This window comes from Chitinophaga caeni (genome assembly GCF_002557795.1).
In the GTDB taxonomy this organism is placed as follows: Bacteria; Bacteroidota; Bacteroidia; order Chitinophagales; family Chitinophagaceae; genus Chitinophaga; species Chitinophaga caeni.
Genome location: NZ_CP023777.1, coordinates 2,007,997 through 2,024,668, shown reverse-complemented (window position 1 = coordinate 2,024,668; position 16,672 = coordinate 2,007,997). Strand labels below are relative to the sequence as shown.

Annotated in this window: 12 protein-coding genes; 4 read left to right on the top strand and 8 right to left on the bottom strand. The window is 41.4% G+C overall.

The annotated features are described in order from the left end of the window. Positions 1-167: 167 nt before the first annotated feature. The 3 genes from COR50_RS08485 to COR50_RS08475 all read left to right on the top strand — a co-directional run bounded on the left by COR50_RS08485 (position 168) and on the right by COR50_RS08475 (position 2,971). Positions 168-1,466: an AAA family ATPase gene (locus COR50_RS08485; protein WP_098193597.1), complete on the top strand. Its 1,299-nt coding sequence runs from the start codon at positions 168-170 to the stop codon at positions 1,464-1,466. Then, positions 1,463-2,104: an RloB family protein gene (locus COR50_RS08480; RefSeq protein ID WP_098193596.1), complete on the top strand. Its 642-nt coding sequence runs from the start codon at positions 1,463-1,465 to the stop codon at positions 2,102-2,104. The genes COR50_RS08485 and COR50_RS08480 overlap by 4 nt, the downstream gene beginning before the upstream one ends. Before the next feature lie 456 nt (positions 2,105-2,560). Further along, positions 2,561-2,971, top strand: a complete 411-nt coding sequence (locus COR50_RS08475) for a hypothetical protein (RefSeq protein ID WP_098193595.1) — start codon at positions 2,561-2,563, stop codon at positions 2,969-2,971. A gap of 300 nt (positions 2,972-3,271) precedes the next feature. Here COR50_RS08475 and COR50_RS08470 read toward each other — a convergent pair whose 3' ends face one another. The 3 genes from COR50_RS08470 to COR50_RS22735 form a co-directional block, all read right to left on the bottom strand. Beyond that, positions 3,272-4,354 (bottom strand): family 10 glycosylhydrolase, encoded by a 1,083-nt coding sequence (locus COR50_RS08470; RefSeq protein WP_098193594.1) that lies wholly within the window; start codon positions 4,352-4,354, stop codon positions 3,272-3,274. After that, positions 4,347-5,411: a carbohydrate-binding family 9-like protein gene (locus COR50_RS08465; RefSeq protein ID WP_098193593.1), complete on the bottom strand. Its 1,065-nt coding sequence runs from the start codon at positions 5,409-5,411 to the stop codon at positions 4,347-4,349. Before COR50_RS08465 ends, COR50_RS08470 begins: the two co-directional genes overlap by 8 nt. 177 nt (positions 5,412-5,588) lie before the next feature. Beyond that, complete coding sequence (locus COR50_RS22735) at positions 5,589-5,705, bottom strand: toxin-antitoxin system HicB family antitoxin (RefSeq protein WP_394336711.1); 117 nt, start codon at positions 5,703-5,705, stop codon at positions 5,589-5,591. A gap of 430 nt (positions 5,706-6,135) precedes the next feature. Between COR50_RS22735 and COR50_RS08455 the strand changes: the two genes are divergently transcribed. Then, a complete protein-coding gene (locus COR50_RS08455) occupies positions 6,136-7,041 on the top strand; it encodes an AraC family transcriptional regulator (RefSeq protein ID WP_098196148.1) in 906 nt (301 codons plus the stop codon). Positions 7,042-7,049: 8 nt separating this feature from the next. Here the strand turns inward: COR50_RS08455 and COR50_RS08450 are convergent, their stop codons facing one another. From COR50_RS08450 to COR50_RS08430, 5 genes are read right to left on the bottom strand one after another with little or no spacing between them, the layout of a single operon-like run. Next, entirely contained in the window at positions 7,050-8,471 is a 1,422-nt protein-coding gene (locus COR50_RS08450) for an alpha-L-fucosidase (protein ID WP_232516316.1), read from the bottom strand. Positions 8,472-8,510: 39 nt separating this feature from the next. Beyond that, positions 8,511-9,722, bottom strand: coding sequence for a DUF4998 domain-containing protein (locus tag COR50_RS08445; protein WP_098193592.1), 1,212 nt, complete (start codon positions 9,720-9,722; stop codon positions 8,511-8,513). Between the two features lie 60 nt (positions 9,723-9,782). Continuing rightward, the gene (locus COR50_RS08440; protein ID WP_198405810.1) at positions 9,783-11,042 is read right to left on the bottom strand and encodes a DUF5000 domain-containing lipoprotein; all 1,260 of its coding nucleotides are present in this window, start codon (positions 11,040-11,042) and stop codon (positions 9,783-9,785) included. Positions 11,043-11,060: 18 nt separating this feature from the next. Then, positions 11,061-12,980, bottom strand: a complete 1,920-nt coding sequence (locus COR50_RS08435) for a RagB/SusD family nutrient uptake outer membrane protein (protein ID WP_098193590.1) — start codon at positions 12,978-12,980, stop codon at positions 11,061-11,063. 10 nt (positions 12,981-12,990) lie between these two features. Continuing rightward, complete coding sequence (locus tag COR50_RS08430) at positions 12,991-16,218, bottom strand: SusC/RagA family TonB-linked outer membrane protein (protein WP_232516315.1); 3,228 nt, start codon at positions 16,216-16,218, stop codon at positions 12,991-12,993. Positions 16,219-16,672: the final 454 nt, after the last annotated feature.

Genomic DNA, 16,672 nt, shown 5'->3' with positions numbered 1-16,672 from the left:
AGCGGGGGTTCGAGTCCCCCACTTCCCACCTTTTTTATAAAAACAAGGCAAAACACCGATTAAACCTCTTTATTTTGTAAATGAATTACATTTTTTTGAAACAAAAGCAACTTTTGTGTTGTTTTTATCCTTAAATTTGCAGTCAATTTACAAGAAAGAAACAAAAAATGATTATCAATTTCAGTGTTCAGAATTTTGGCTCAATAAAAGAGAAACAAACTCTTTCATTTGAAGCAGATAGGTCAACACACCTTGAAGATACTTATATCGTAAAATTTGGCGAACAAAGAATTTTGAAACTTGCCTTAATTTATGGTGCAAATGCATCAGGAAAAACGACAATATTGAAAGCTCTTGATTTTTTGCGAGATATTGTAATCAATCCTGAAAGAAAAAAAAATAACGAGTTAGATTTTAATCCGTTTCTATTCGACCCAAACACACCCAAAGAAAATTCAATTATTTCAATAGAGTTTTTTCAAAATGAGATTAAATACTTTTACGAAGTTGAGTTTTTCAAAAAAGCTATTGTGTCAGAGGAATTGTATTTTTACAATCCTCACAAAGCCAATCTTTTCAAAAGAAAAACCAATTTAGAAAATCAATTTACTGAAATAACTTTTGGCAGTAAAATTACCACTGACAAAGTTTTTGAAAAAACACTTGAAGCTAATACTCTTTGGAACAATACTGTTCTTGGTGGATACTTGAAAACAAATATTGACTTCAAAGAATTGCAAGAAGTTGTTGATTGGTTCGGTGCTTATCTAAATCCGCTAATTTACACAAGAACAGAATTAGAGGAATTTGTAACAACAAGAATTAGTGATAGAGAAATATCTAAATCTGATGTAGTTACTATCATAAAAAAAGCGGACTTCAATATTTCTGACGTTGTTATCCAAGAAGAAGAAAAAGACATTCCTGATGACTTTATTGAATTTCTAAAAAAGCAGGTTAAAGCACCAAACGAAAAAATTAAGGAATTAGAGCAAAAAGGGAAACTAACCGCTATAAATATTGAATTTGAACATACGGTTAGCGACACTAAATATAATTTACCACTAGAATTTGAATCGCAAGGCACAAGACGTTATTACGGCTTTGCAGGTTTATTAGCGTTGCTAATAAAAAACTCGACAGCTTTTCCGATTGATGAGTTAGAATCTTCTTTGCACCCTGATTTGTATCTACACTTTCTACTTTCTTTCCTTTTGAATTCTAAAAATTCTCAAATCATTGCTACAACACACAATAGAGAAATTTTAGACAACAAAGACATTTTTAGAAATGATGCAATATGGTTCACAGACAAACAAGAAAGTTGTTCTACTGAACTCTATTCTTTGACTGATTTTGACAGTTCTGTTGTTCGCAACACAACAAACATATTAAACGCATATAAAAGTGGTAAACTAAGTGCTACACCTAATTTGGGCGACACTTTCATTGATTTAGACCTATGAGAATACCCAAAATAAAAGCACCCAAAACAAACCCTGTTTTTGCTGTCGTAGTGGACGGTGAAACAGAAGTTTGGTATTTGCAAATGTTAAAAAGGAACGATCGGGAAATTCGTGTAAGCATAAAACCAGAAATTCCCAACAAAAAAAGTGTAGAAGAACAATATAATTTGGTTTGTGATTTAGCAAACAAAGAATTTACAAAAGTTTTTTGGATAATAGACCTTGATACTGTTATCAAAGAAGAAAATGAAGCACCAAAAGGGAAAAAATCACCACTTAAATCATTTGAAGAATACAGAACAGACTTTACTAAAAATTATGAGAATGTTGTTGTAATTGTGAATAATCCTTGTCTTGAATTTTGGTTTTTACTTCATTTTGAAAAAACATCAAAATATTTCAGCAACTGTTCAGGTGCGGAAACAGAACTAAAAAAACACTTGAAGAATTACGAAAAAACACAAAAGTTCTTCACGAAACAAAATGACGACATTTATTTGAAACTAAAACCGAACCTAAAGACAGGTTTGGCGAATTCTATTGCTCTTGGAAACTTTGACAATGAAAATCCAAAGAAAGCAATGTGCGAAATGGAATTGCTATTTCAATCGGACGAACTAAAAAAGCACTTTGAATAAGAAGCCGAACCGCCAACAACGGTTTTGCGTAATGGCGGGTGACGGATTTCTATTGAACATTTGTGCTAAATTAAACGATAGTAATTCTAATCAACGGCAGTACTAAAATGCCGCCACTACGCAAAGCCGTGAACCGTCGTAATATTTCATTCCTACATCACAGGAATTTTTGTATCTTAACATTATAGCAATTGCAGCTAAAACGTATGTCAAACCAGTGAGTGAGTCAAGGTGTTCCTTGGCTCTTTTTTTTATGGGGAAATTTTCTCTCTTCTCCATCCATGCGTGTCCCTTTATACCTGCTCAATAATTTCACATAAAATTAATTATAATTTGTATATTAGATTAACTTTACATTCCTAGTACTAATGAAAGATTGATCCGTGATATAACCTATATCTTTTCAATATCAGCTATAAATAAAAAGCTAAGCCAACAAAAGTAAACATAGTAGAAATGAATAAACTATTATTATGCATAATCACGTGTGCAATATTAAATATTTCCTGTAAAAAAGAAAGCCAGGGAGACAGCTTAAATTCCGATGAATATTATGTAAAGTACGAAGTTAATAGCTCTACTATTTATACTGGGGGTAAGCTAAGTGTAATATTAAATGCTGAGAACAATCAAGCATTCACTTTTACCATCAATACCCGCTCAGCTTGGGAGACAATAATCGGACCGGTTAAAAGAGGCTTTAAAGCTAGTTTAAACGTAAACGAAATCGGGAATAATTACGGGCATTTAAAGTTATTCACACAAATATCTGTAAGTAAAAACGATAGCCCTTTTGCATTAAAAAAAATCAATAGCAGTGACACTCCTAGGATCTCAACACAAATAGACTATACAATTGATTATTGATCATCATGATAAAAACCCTGTAGTGTTTTGCTGAACACATGCATTTTTCTTACTAAATTTTAGTGTTCAAATAATTGGTTTTGACGAAACCATTATATGATAAATAAATCAAGTCATTCTTAATTAAAGATAATAACTACCAAAAACCTTCTTACTTATAAAAATGGAACTATTTAAAGTGAATTAGCAATAGGCGAGACGAACCCATCACATCCAAGAGAATCTTACACATCTATTTTAAATTAAAGTCTTAAATTCCCGCCTATTGCCATAAATATCGAGTTCCTATACTAGTAAAAATCACACCGTCTCCCTCAACACCCCGAGCACCTCCGGCGTCAACTGCCCGAAAATCGACACACCCGCCGCACCGTTATCCAAAGCCAGCTTCACCCCTTCCTTGATCTCGCCCACGTTCTTGAAATCCGGCAAAAATAAACCTGCGTACAACGGAAATTTACCGCTTAAAGCATTTACACCTTCGGCAACGGCATCACCGATCCAACGGACACCTTCGTTGTAAAAACCGTGATAAATCATCGGGCAAATACCATCCATCGGCCAGTTTACCCAATCTTGCCTAACGATGCGCTTGGCAATTTCTGGTGTAGGGAATACCGCCGCGGTGATCGGCTTCTTATGTTGATGGGCCAACCTGGATAAATTACTGACAATATTGGTGATACTATCATACCTAAACTTACGCCAGGAAGGACTTTGATCCGGATGCTCCATATCCATCGGGTCAACTCCATAAATGGATTTATATTTATCGCGGCAAGTTTGGCAATAGCAGAAATCGTATTGAGGCAACTCCCTCGATTGATCGATGCCGTATTTTTTCCATAAGTTGACCGGTAATATTACATCTACGAAACGGATATAATCCAGGTGTAAACCATCCACGTAATCCTTGGAAACGATCTCCTTGACCTGCTCTTTCAGATACTTCAATGTACCGGGCTGATTCGGGCATAAAAACCTGTAATAATCTACATATGGTGGATTCGTGGCACAGGAAGCACCGGTTTTGCTTTGCGAGTAACACCCGGGCTGGGTCGCCATCAAATTTTTATCATTCCTGTTCATCGTCCAAAACCAGCGGTGCGCCTCGATACCCAGCTCTTTAGCAATTTTGAAATGCATCGGGCTGTCGTCTTCAAAATAGATAACACCGATCCCGGCTTCTTTGTAAGTTTTGTATAACTTCCTTACATCATCTGCCGCATCTTTGTGATTCGGATTGATCCAAACGCGGTGTTGCACTTTCCGGGCAACTTCCCCCGCCTTTTTTTCATGAGCAAATGATCGCGTAGCGATTCCCGGTTGCATCATAGCAACGCTTCCAATGCCGAGTGATTTGATAAAATTACGTTTATTCATGGTGCGTGATTAATTTTCCGTCTTGGTTGATATTACAATTAACGCCATCCATTAACAGGTTGACATCAAAAAGGTTGTTTGTACAATCTATGATTACCCGCGCATCTTTAGGTTCAAACTCCAGGTCTTTCAAGCTATTCGTATAAGTTCCGTGTAAACGGTGATATTGATATAACCTATAATACACTTCCCATGTCAATGCCTCTGCCTTGGCATATTTGGGTTGATTGAATACTTTCCCGGATGTTCCTGCAACGTCCTTGCTGAATTGCAAGAAGCCCCATTTTTCAGGCGCATGCATGTTTACAATTCCTATCGGTGACCAAACCCAGTTATTTTCAGGTTTCTTTTGTTTATAATAAAACCCATCCTTAATATCCACATCCCACTCAACCCTGGAAAAGTTGATACGCCAAATATTTCCATCACCCGGAACGGATCTCCTATGGTAAAACGCTAATGCAGAAAACGGGATGGCCATTTCTACCGTCCAGGAATGATCCTGGTCAGCAGGATTATTGATCGTGCCATTTACATGAACGGCAGTTTTCAAACCTTTACAATCCCAATTTAGCATGGCGGTGCCGCCCACCCTGTAGGGTTTAAACATATACAAATCCATCACGGTATTAAAAGCATTGATCTCTATTTCAAAATAGTTATGCGTATCACCTGTTGGATCAATAAAAACTTCAAAATCGTTGTCATGAAATATAATCGTATCATGCTTCCTGAGGTTGGCCCAAATATGCGGTTCTTCCAGTTCTGCAAAGATGTAAAGATATTGTTCATCCCACAGCATTTTCGTCCTGGTGGTATACTTGGGCTTGGGGCGCTTACTGCCTTCAATATCTATGTAAGAGTCCGTCCATGGCGCCTTTTCCCATATTGCTTCCGTTCCCTTTCCATCAATATTTATGACTTGATTTGTCCTGTAACAAATATACCCGCGGATTGAATCGGGCTTCATATCAAAATGCTCCGGGAAAGATTGCCCTACGGCAATCCTAGTCCCAATAAGTATTAGGAGAATAGTTTTGAATAAATAGCTGCGCATAGAAAGGCAATATAATCGAATTGCCTTCAACTTTTTAAAAATTATTGATAAGTGGAAGTGGCGTGATTGGTATCCGATTGAGAAATCATTGCATAATGACAAAGCGTAAGGATTAACAATCTAATTCCATCAGCTCATTTTGCATTTCCTTTTCATGCTTTAAGGTGAATGTAACAGCTATTTTATGAATTCATTCAAAGTAATATTTCTTTGAATAGCTGCAATTGCGGCTTTTTTATGCAGTTCCATCGGGATACGAACATTAATGACGTGATGATAAACTTCCTGCGGGATTCACCGGTTTTACCGGGTCTAAATTCATGATAACCATACGATGAAAGATCTTTAACCAATCCATCCCAAGTAAAATCTCCCGGTTTAGATAATAACCTTTCAATTAGCTGTTCCCTCTTACTCTCAAAACACGAAATTCATTGCAACTAATTAATAGTTACAATTTAACAAAAAAGAGAAACTTCCCAAAGTCAGCTCATTTTTCTCTAATTATCCATCTCCCCAAGCATAATTTGAGTATCTTTAAAAAATCTTCACAGCAAACGCTAAGAATTCAAGCATTCCATGCTCTCTTATGTAAGGATTCCATCTTTTCTTTGATGGATTATTATGCTACTCAGCGGTAAAACAGGTACAATATTCCTTGATTGAATGGATGAAAGCTTTCCAAGATCGGAGGCCGGTAATGCATACCAAAATGCCTATTCCAATGAGTAAGATCAGCATGAAAAGAAGAGATGGATTCGAAGGACAAAAACTTATCAGCCTACCGGGCAGGGATTATTCCCATTTAACCGACTTCATCTCGGCTATAAACAAGATTTACATTACCCACATCGGGTATTTTCCTAAAGCTGCTTTCCATTACAGGGAAAGGAGAAACGGTTGCGTAGATAACATTCTTATTTACTGCCTGCGCGGAAGGGGTTGGTACCAGGTAGGGAATAAAAAGTACGAGGTTACAGCCAATCAATTCATACATTTACCTGCAACGGATCAATTCATGCGCTATGGCGCCGATTTGGAAGATCCTTGGACCATTTACTGGGTGCATTTCAGTGGGCCGGATATGGAAGATTTTAATAAGAGCCTGGGTATCACGATAAAGGATGGTCCACAAGATATTGCATTCAACGAACCGGCTATCAAGACTTGGGAAAACATGTACCAAAGCTTGGAAATGGGGTACAGCAAAGATAATTTGATGAATGCCAACCTTTGCCTGCATTACTTTTTAGCAACTTTCCTATTCCCGCAAAAACATATTGCCCAACAGCAATCGGAAGAACAAAATACGATCACCAACAGCATCCTACATATGAGGCAAAATTTGCAAGAAAGGATCACGGTTGATGATCTCGCGGCTAAGTACCACTTATCCCCATCGCATTTTTCATCCCTATTCAAAAAAGCAACCGGCATGTCCCCTATCGATTACTTAATCCAATTAAGAATCCAGAAGGCATGCCAGTTGCTATTAAACATTCAACTAAAAATTAAGGATATTTCGCTGGCTGTTGGCTATGATGATCCTTATTACTTTTCCCGGCTGTTTAAAAAACTGATGGGCTTATCTCCCCAACAATACCGCTTGCAAAGAATTTTAGCTCAATGAGCGTAGTTTTACCTACGCTCATTGTAAACACCTAGTTCCCTTAATTCGGGCGCTTGTTTAAACTTGTTAAACTTCAGCCTCACTTTCTGGGCATGCACCCTGTCGAAACGGTGGATTTTAATCCTGCCGGTTTCATGACCGTCTAATAATTTATGCCAGGCATTATTCTGAAAATATTCGATAGTATAGTCGGTCACATTCGGGCGGCTCTCCGTGATCACGATCATGTTAAAGCCCTTTTCCCTTTGCAGGTCTACTGCATACCAAGGATTTTTAACGCCTGGATGCGATAACCAATTCGTGCCGAAGTCATCATCCGTCCCAAAATCCATGATCCACATGTCATTGCTCCAACTGGCATCTGCCGGTTTGTTTTTAGCGAGGTTAGATGAAATAATCGGCGCTTCAAATTTTGGCAACTTAGGCAAGCTGGCCGGTCTTTTATACAACCCGCCGATTTTCTTCAAAGCTGCTATTGCATTGTCATCGATCCTTCCATCACGGTTTGGCGCCACGTTGAGGATGAAGTTGCAATAGGCGCTATTGAAAGGCACCAAGTTCTCTTTGACTAATTGTTCGGGATCTTTTACCGGTGTTGCCGGGAAACTTGGCTTCCAGAACCAGTTTTGCTGGATTGGTAAGCAGCTCAATGCAGGTAATTTATTACGCTCTTTCGAGATATGCTGCCCGGCGCCTTGCTCATAAGATTTAATATCTGTATAAAACAATGCTTCGGAAGGATATTTAGCTGCATTTAAATCCATTACCAAGCAATTCGGCTGGATGGATTTGATCAGGCGGTATAGTTCTTCGAACGGGACATCGTCATAAGAAATCCTTGACCAGGGCGCATCCCAACCATCGATGATCAATGCGTAAATCTCGCCGTAATTGGACAATAATTCCGTCAATTGATCCTTAATCATCTGGATCTTTTCCGGCGTAATCATGCCCGGTCTTATTTTATGATGCGTATCCAGGATAGAGAAATACAACATCACCTTTAAGCCTTTTTTGCGGAAGGAGTTTACATATTCACGAACGACATCCCTTTTCAAAGGACTATGCATCACGCTATAATCCGTGGTTTTAGTGTCCCATATCGCGAAACCGCTGTGGTGCTTGGTTGTCAGGCAACCGTAGCTCATATGTGCTGATACTGCCGCATCAGCCCATTGATCGGTATCGAGATGCTTGGGATTAAAGATGGCAGGAGATGCATCGGGATCGGCCCAATCATCTTCCATGTATGTCGGGATATTGTAATGGATGAACATACCGAATGCCAGGTCAATAAAATCTTGTTGAAGCTGTGGCAACGGTTTCGCTTTCGCGCCGGATTGCGCGAACAACTGCACCGGGGTCCATGATAATCCTACCATCAAGGCGATCACTACAAGGGCGGACCTTCCCATTTTACGTTGTTCCATTTAACTGTACTTTATGGTTTTTTATTTACGAAACGCTTTTTAACGACTCCAGAAACTTAATTCGCTGATATTACTAAAATAACCATCGCCACTAGCCACGGCTAAAATCCTGATCCGAATATACCGAACGGCCGGAACATCTTCATCGAAAGAAATTTTATACGGCGCTACCCCATCATCTGTTCTATTGACTGTTTTCAATAATTTCCAACCTTTACTGATGGCTTCATCTTTCCATCCCGGATCATTGGAGGGAAGCGTGGTAATAGCATTTGTCAAATCATCAATACCCCATATTTCAAAGGAAACGGGGTTGTTACAACAGTCCCTACCGATGATCTCGAATTGTGCCAATGAACCGTAAGTTTTGCCCAAGTCGAATGTAAAATGATGTGGCAAGGGATGCGATGCATCACTATGATAAATATCCGGGTAAGAGGTCGGAGACGTATTACCGTTCCACAATTGGGTCAGGTTATTATAACTATCATAGTAGCCTACATCATTCGGTAAAATGACCGGGCTGAATAAACTTTTGTCCAAGGGACTGATAATATTGGCTAATGAATCCTCGTATGATGTATAAAATGTGTCAATGGAATTATAAGTGGGGATGTATGCCGACTGGAAATACACTTTTGTGCCGGGCAAATAATTAAACAGCATGATACTACTTTGATCAGCGGTGATCGAGACGGTACTATCCATGTTATTCTTAGTGGTATAACGGATACTCGTCCCGACATTTATCGTATCTGCATCCAAGAAATTCAGTACGATACCCTGATCCAACAGCACATACGGTGCGGCTGTATTGAGGTAGCGGTTCGTTAATCCCTGCTTATAATTATCACCATAAACTTTTACATTGCTTACTTCAATTGGTATAGAACGGTTTCCTTTTGCATCATAAGAATATATTACGAATGTATAAGTGTATTCTGTCAAACCTTGAATCACAACGGAAACTAAACTATCATTCACCGGTTTTCCAGGAGATACCTGCACCGAATCTTTCCCATTATTCCAGAACACCCTGTAATGTGAAATGGATGGATCCGGACTCGGCTTCCAGGTTAATTGAATACGGTAATTACCGGTAGCAGTAGTGATACCACTTGGTAAACCGGGATATACTTTTTCTGCCCCGGCGAGATAATCGCGGTAAGAAGTGGCATCTTTCTCACATGCAGCGATCACCAGCCATAAGGCTGCAAATAGGAGAATATATTTAAGAATATTACGGTTCATATAACTGTAGTTTTGGATGCAGCTCTATTAGGGGGAGCTGCATCCGGTTATAGGGAAAAATTAATTCGTATCTCCCCAGAAAGAAAGTTCCAATACGTGTGCAAAATCTGTATTGCCCCAGGTGCTGCTCACCGCGAAGCGGATGTAACGCACCTTCGGCGCCGTCAATGGCACATTAAATTCGAATCCTGCCTGTACGAAAGCCAGATCTTGCGCATTGGTTTGTCCCGGTGGATTTCCGGACGGCGGTGGCGGGCAGTCAAAATTGCCCAGGTTGATCCAATCACCTACCACGGTTCCGGGTTCGGAAGAAATCGGCAAATCTGCGTCTTGCGGGGCGGCAACATTGGAGCCCCACAAGGTCCAGGTTTTTGGATTTCCATGACCGTAGGAATAATCATTCCCGTACCCTTCGCCCCGTTCCCAAATTTTATAGCGGCTCAATTTTACCGTGGCGCCCATATCGAAGGTGCATACTTGCAATTGCTTGCCCGTACCCGATTCGGTATGCCATCCCGGCTCACCGGTGCTGCCATCCCAAAGATGTGTCGTATTCCAACCTAAACCCGTAGCTCCTAAGGGCGAATCGCTACTTAAGCGGTATTCGCTGAATCCTGATTTAGGCACCAATGTTTCATAAATCGGGTGAATGGTTTCCAATAAGGTATCGGAAATATTACCCCAACGGTCCGTAATGTACACCCCGAAATTGTGCGCGGTTGTATCAAATCCGCGGACGCTGAAATTGACATACTCGAGCTGGGTATAATATTGCTCTACGGGCGTCATGATACCTTCTGTTGGGTTATCAGTAATCACGATCACACCGATGGCTTGCTTGTATTGGTTGTGCACGGTGATGTTTACACCACCGAAATCGCGCTCCATGGCCACGGTGGTATAAGCATCCAGGTAAGCCGGTTTCCCGGGGTTTACCGTAACGGTAACCGGTTCAGAACGGACTTCCGCCCTAGAAACCGCGTAGAGCGTCACTTCGTACGGTTGCTCCTTTTCGAAACCATCTACCCGGATAGTATCAGCATAATAAGACGCCTTCGTTTGACGGGTTACGCGATCATTGATCTTATATTCGGCTAATATGTATAGTAAATTCTCGGCGGCGGGTAAATCGTACGAAATTAAAGCGCCACCTGCATAATTATTGACTTCCACTTTCGTTACCGGGCCGGGTTGTGCCTTGTCGGATGAAACGATATCGTTGAATGAATCTTTCTCCCCGCAGGACATTTGCACAACGCTTAGCGCGGCAACAAGCAGGATGCCTAGTGGCGATAAAATATATTTGAATGATGATTTCATGATCAGATGCATTTACGGTTACCAATAAGGATTTTGAACAAGGTTCGGATTAATGATCAACGCGTCATTCTTAATTGGCCACAGGTAATCTTTCAAACCAAATACCGGGATTGCCAATGTCCTGGCGCGGTAATAACCGCTAGGATCCGTTTCCTGGATGCTCCAGCCCTGGATCGGGTTGCTCAATACCTGTTGCATCGATTTCCACCTTCTCAAATCCCAACCGATTCCGCCTTCAAAACATAACTCTAACCTTCTTTCCCTATGTATTACTTCGCGCATACCTTCCTTCGAGTTGATCTTCCCGGGGTTGCTGGCATACTGGTTATAAGCATTTGCTAAACCGGGTATCCCGGCTCTTTCGCGAACGAGATCTACATATTTCATCACTTCCGCCGTGGGGCCGCCGACTTCATTTAATGCTTCTGCATATAGTAAATACAAGCCAGCCAAGCGGATGATCGGCAACCTGAAATTTTCCCCTGTTACTTCCGTACCGAAAACGGATAAATAATTCACGAGCTTGGAAGGCCAATAACCGGTTACGTTAACACGGATGTTATCCTTTGGGCCGGCAATGGAATTACTGCCCCTAGCTTGTACGTATAACATAGCTTCCGGGTTGGTAACGCCGTTACCGAAGAAATTACTTCCATCGAATGAAAGGTCGGCATAAAAACGGGGTTCCCTTCCCAAGTGCATTTTTACAGTTTGATAACCCGCATGCAGCAAGTATTTTTCAGACTCCGGCACCTCTGTCAATTCATAACGGTTGCGGAAATCATAAGTCTTGTCCTCATTCATCGGTAAGCCGTGATCTGTATAAAATAGTTCAGCCATAGATAAAGGCACGGCAAAGTTTCCGGGCGCTCCCCCCATGTTTTGAACCATCTCGCTTGTTAACCGGGGCATCGACATATGTTGATAACCGAAAGTGGGGTTTAAGGCCCAGATGATTTCACTGTTCAACTCCCATTTTTCGGTAATGGTTGTTCTCAAATCCATCACTTGTTTCAATGCCGTAGGCAGGCTCGGCAAGTTTCCCGGTGCAATAAATTTATAGAGATGTAAGCCTAAAGCATCGCAAGCCCTGATGGCAGAATCACAAGCTGCCAAGGCATCATTCCATTTCGTTTCATCATAATTAGCCGGGAATAAAATTTTACCGTCTTTTCCAGTGATACCTGAATAATCCGGGTTGCCGTTGAACAATGGACTTGCCCTCGTTACCAGTACTTCGGCTTTTACAGCCAAGGCAATAGTCTTGGTAATGCGACCTAATTCCTGCGTAGGATTTTGAATCTTGGCAGGCAAGGCAGGGATCGCTTCATCCAGTAAGGAAACGATATAATCAAAGCTTTCGTCCATGCTGGAGCGGTGTACCCGCACTTCTTCCGTCGTGGCATTAATCGGCAAGTTTTCCTTAATCAAAGGAATAGGGCCATACATTCTCAATAAATAAAAATGATAATAAGCCTTGAGAAACTTCGTTTCTGCAATCCAACGATTTTTTTCTGCCGGTGTAAGATCTGCGGGCTTATCAATATTTTCCAACAAGATATTACACCTGCGGATCGCTTTAAATAAGGGCTGCCCCAGGTTCTCCCCATCCCAATAATTCAATGCCGGCTGATCCGTAGTTTGTGTTCCGCGGATAAGATGGAAGCCGACTTCATTACCACGACCACCTAGTGTTGCCTCGGTAAGTGTATTAGGAAAGTAAATCTCTCCCGATGTCGTGAATGCCGGGTTGGCAACCACATCCGCCATATTCTGCAAGGTAGAGTAGCAAGTGAACAGGTAGTTTTCCGTTTCATTCCTGTTCCTGAACGCATAATCCAGTGTTGCGACGTTATCCGGCGTTACATCCAGGTAATCCTTACATGCTGCTGCTTGGCAGACCAAGTAAAGAGCGACTATATATTTTAATAATTTCATGCGTAGTGTTTTACAAGTTCACGTTTAGCCCGATGTTGAATACTTTCTGCAATGGATAATTGAATCCATTGGATGCTAACTCGGGATCCCAGTCCTTGAACTTGCTGAATGTTAGCAAGTTCAAACCGTTGAAATAAATCCTACAGTTCGTTAAATGCATCGTCGTTAACCAACGTTTGGGCAAAGTATAGCCAAACTCCAGCGACTTCAACCGAACGAATGATCCATCGCGCATCCACCAGGAGCTCGTTTGCAAATTGTTCGTGATATCCGTTGTCGAAATACCCAGCCTTGGATACTTCGCGTATAAATCCTGGTTCTCTTCCGACCAATAACTATCTGCGAATGCTTGCAATACCTGCCTGTTGTTTAAGAAAGGACTCACTTGTGAAGGATCGATAAAGAAAGATGTACGGCCTACGCCCTGGAAGAAAACAGAGAGATCAAAGCCTTTATATCCCATCGAAACACCGGCGCCATATACGATTTCAGGCGTAGAAGGCAAGCCCAAGAAAACCTGGTCGGCTTCGGATATTTTCCCATCGCCATTCATGTCGCGATATTTAATATCACCACCTTTGGGCGGGTTCGTTCCGGCTGAAAATACTTGTGTGGGCGAAGATGCAGCTTCCTTATCATCCACAAATAAGCGCTCCGCGATATACCCCCACCTAACGCCGATTTTTTCACCGGATAATAAACGCCATGGCTCTTTGTATGCCGGTTGTTCATAAAAACCGTAACGGTTTTGAGAGAAAGTGAAGTTGGCCCTTCCAGACATCCAGAAACCTCCTTTGAAAGTTTTACTATAGTCGGCTGATAAATCGATCCCTTTCGAATCAGCGGTACCGAGATTTGCACTGATGGCGGACTCCAGACCCATCGTTGAAGGAATAGAAGAGCGGCCCATCAGGATATTGTAGCGATGTTGTTTGTATACTTCCGCGATGACGTTCAGACTCTTGAACAACTTCATTTCCACGCCGATATTGGTTTGACGGGATGTTTCCCAGGTAACATCCTCGTTGGGATAATTAGTAATGCTTACACCGGGGCGGTTTACCGCATTATTTTGGCCGAAATATGCAGGGTTGCCGCCATCTAAGTTCACATTTGATAAGTAGAAGAAACGCTGGGAACCGATAGCATCATTACCCACCAAACCATGACTGGCGCGTAGTTTCAAACGATTAATAACTTCGCTCGACCAGAACTTCTCACGCGAAACGATCCAGGAACCGCCGATAGTAGGGAAGAAACCGAACCTGTTTTTCGCGGCAAACCTTTCAGAGCCATTATAGCCGAAGTTAAATTCCAAGAAGTAGCGGCCGTCATAGGAGTAAGTGGCCCTGCCAGACAAACCGATATTCCGGTACGGTAAAGAATATTGCAAACTGGATTCTCCCGTGGCAGGATCAATGGCATTCGCATATAAAGTTTGCTGGCGTGTACCGATCAAGGCCCCGCTGACATTATGCTTTCCAAAGTTGTTATTATAATCTAATACGCCCTGGAAGTACACGTAAGTATTGATGTCTTTATAGCCATCTTCAAAACTCAGGTATTCCGAAGCTTGGCCCGGTTGATCATTGATCCATCTTAATGTATAAGTATTCGAAATACGATCGTAAGTGTCTACCGTATAATAAAACGGATCATACTTCCGGGTTAAATCGAAATAAGAATAGCGGTTGGTGCTGAATATCCCGCGGAAGTTCAAGCCCGGCAAAACGAAATCCAATTTTTGATTTAACTCCAATTGAGCCGACATCCTGGAGCGGGAAAACTCTTTATATCCGCGCATCATATCGGCATAAGGATTGGAAAAGCCTATATTATTGTTTTCCGTGCCCAATGTACTGTTCCCAAACATGATATGAGTATTATATGGCGAAGCTTCCGTGAACGGAAAATACGCCGGGAACAGTACCGGGCTCGTATGAAGGGCTTTCTGGTATAAGTCTGAAGAAAAAGAACCATCGTCCGTGATCGGGCCGTTGTATTCATCGAAAGTTCCTGACAATCTCAGGATCGCTTCTGTAGTCGGCGTAATGTTGATATTAACATTCGAACGTAACTGGTAATTCTGAAGTTTAACGTTGTTGTTGAAATTATTGACCGGGCTTACTTTCAATATTCCATTGTCCACATTGTAAGAACCACCTATATAATAACGCGCCACTTTACCACCGCCACTGACGCTGGTATTCATCCTTTGATTATTGGTATGTTTTTTAAACAAAGCATCCAACCAATCTACTGCCGGGTACACATAAGGATTGCTACCGGGCGCATTAGCTAATGTTTGTTCGCGGTTATATATATCATTCTGAGTAAATAAGGGAACGCCCAATGGATCGCGCGTGGTAATTGCTTCATTATACATTTTCATGTAAGTAACGGGATCGGCAATTGCCAGGTTCTGAGTGGGAGACGAGATAGAATTCTCCAGGCGAACATTGACCGCCGCCTTCCCTTCAACACCTTCTTTAGTGGTAATTAAAATTACCCCGTTAGCGCCGCGTGCACCGTATAAAGCCGTAGCGCTGGCATCTTTCAGGATTGAGAAAGTGGCGATATCATCAACTTGCAAGCGGGCCAAATCCGTGGCTGTCAATTCTACGTTGTCAACTAATATTAGCGGGTCTTGCTTATACCCGAATGTTGTTACGCCCCTGATAAAGAAAGAGGAGTTGTCTAAACCCGGTTGACCGCTTCTTTGATAAGCAACGATACCGGCCACCTGCCCGGCTAACGCATTTGTAAGGTTACTGGAAGGAATTTTCAATTGCCCGGGACTAACCGAGGTAACCGAGCCTACTACAGCCTCTTTCCTTTCCTTCTTCCCGAAAGCCGTGATAACAACTTCCGACAACTGGCCTTCGTTTGAATGCAGGATAATGACAGGCGCAAGATTGGAAGCCGTAGCAATAAACAACTGATCTTGGAAACCTATGGAGGTAACGATGATTTTAGCCCCTGCTGGAGCTGATAAAACGAACTTACCTTCGGGATCTGTTGCGGTACCTACGCTACGATTCTCCGCAAGGTAAACACTGGCTCCGGGAATACCGATGCCGGTAGAATCTTTCACTACACCCGTGATTTTCAGGTTGGCATTAGCTTCTTGTGCGAACGATTTTGGTAAATAGACGAGCATCATCAATAGCCATATACTCACACGCAGGCATACTTTACCCACACGACCACCCGTCCACTGATTAGTGGGATGTTCCATTGCAATTTTTTGGTTGTTTTTCAGAAATGATACCTAGACGCGCGAATGGTATAAACTATATGCTTTCAAAAATAGCTTGTAGGCCAAGCCCCTACAATGGCATATGCTTTGATTTTGATAGACAATGCTATGATCTTCCAAAACCCTTTACCATAAAGGTTTTCAATTTTTTTTAAGAACTTTTTATATAATAACTTAACCACAAATAATACTATTTTAACAAAACACAAAACATTTTGCTATATCGATTGTGCAACCCGTGTATCAATTTTAGCAAAAAAGTCTTAAAAGTCTTTCCGATAAAGTGATTGGAAGGACTAAATAAACGTAATCATAACATTTTTTCAGGTGTAAATTCTACAATAATTTGGGAATAAACGATAGTGAAAATTATGTAAGAAAGTTGGTCAAAATTCGGAGAATTATCCATTAGCGGGAGCAAATAGGTGTACCA

What these genes read in the sequence shown, in the direction of transcription:
- COR50_RS08485 (WP_098193597.1), top strand. Translation starts at nt 168, where the DNA reads ATGATTATCAATTTCAGTGTTCAGAATTTTGGCTCAATAAAAGAGAAA.
- COR50_RS08480 (WP_098193596.1), top strand. Translation starts at nt 1,463, where the DNA reads ATGAGAATACCCAAAATAAAAGCACCCAAAACAAACCCTGTTTTTGCT.
- COR50_RS08475 (WP_098193595.1), top strand. Translation starts at nt 2,561, where the DNA reads ATGAATAAACTATTATTATGCATAATCACGTGTGCAATATTAAATATT.
- COR50_RS08470 (WP_098193594.1), bottom strand. Translation starts at nt 4,354, where the DNA reads ATGAATAAACGTAATTTTATCAAATCACTCGGCATTGGAAGCGTTGCT.
- COR50_RS08465 (WP_098193593.1), bottom strand. Translation starts at nt 5,411, where the DNA reads ATGCGCAGCTATTTATTCAAAACTATTCTCCTAATACTTATTGGGACT.
- COR50_RS08455 (WP_098196148.1), top strand. Translation starts at nt 6,136, where the DNA reads ATGAGTAAGATCAGCATGAAAAGAAGAGATGGATTCGAAGGACAAAAA.
- COR50_RS08450 (WP_232516316.1), bottom strand. Translation starts at nt 8,471, where the DNA reads ATGGAACAACGTAAAATGGGAAGGTCCGCCCTTGTAGTGATCGCCTTG.
- COR50_RS08445 (WP_098193592.1), bottom strand. Translation starts at nt 9,722, where the DNA reads ATGAACCGTAATATTCTTAAATATATTCTCCTATTTGCAGCCTTATGG.
- COR50_RS08440 (WP_198405810.1), bottom strand. Translation starts at nt 11,042, where the DNA reads ATGAAATCATCATTCAAATATATTTTATCGCCACTAGGCATCCTGCTT.
- COR50_RS08435 (WP_098193590.1), bottom strand. Translation starts at nt 12,980, where the DNA reads ATGAAATTATTAAAATATATAGTCGCTCTTTACTTGGTCTGCCAAGCA.
- COR50_RS08430 (WP_232516315.1), bottom strand. Translation starts at nt 16,218, where the DNA reads ATGGAACATCCCACTAATCAGTGGACGGGTGGTCGTGTGGGTAAAGTA.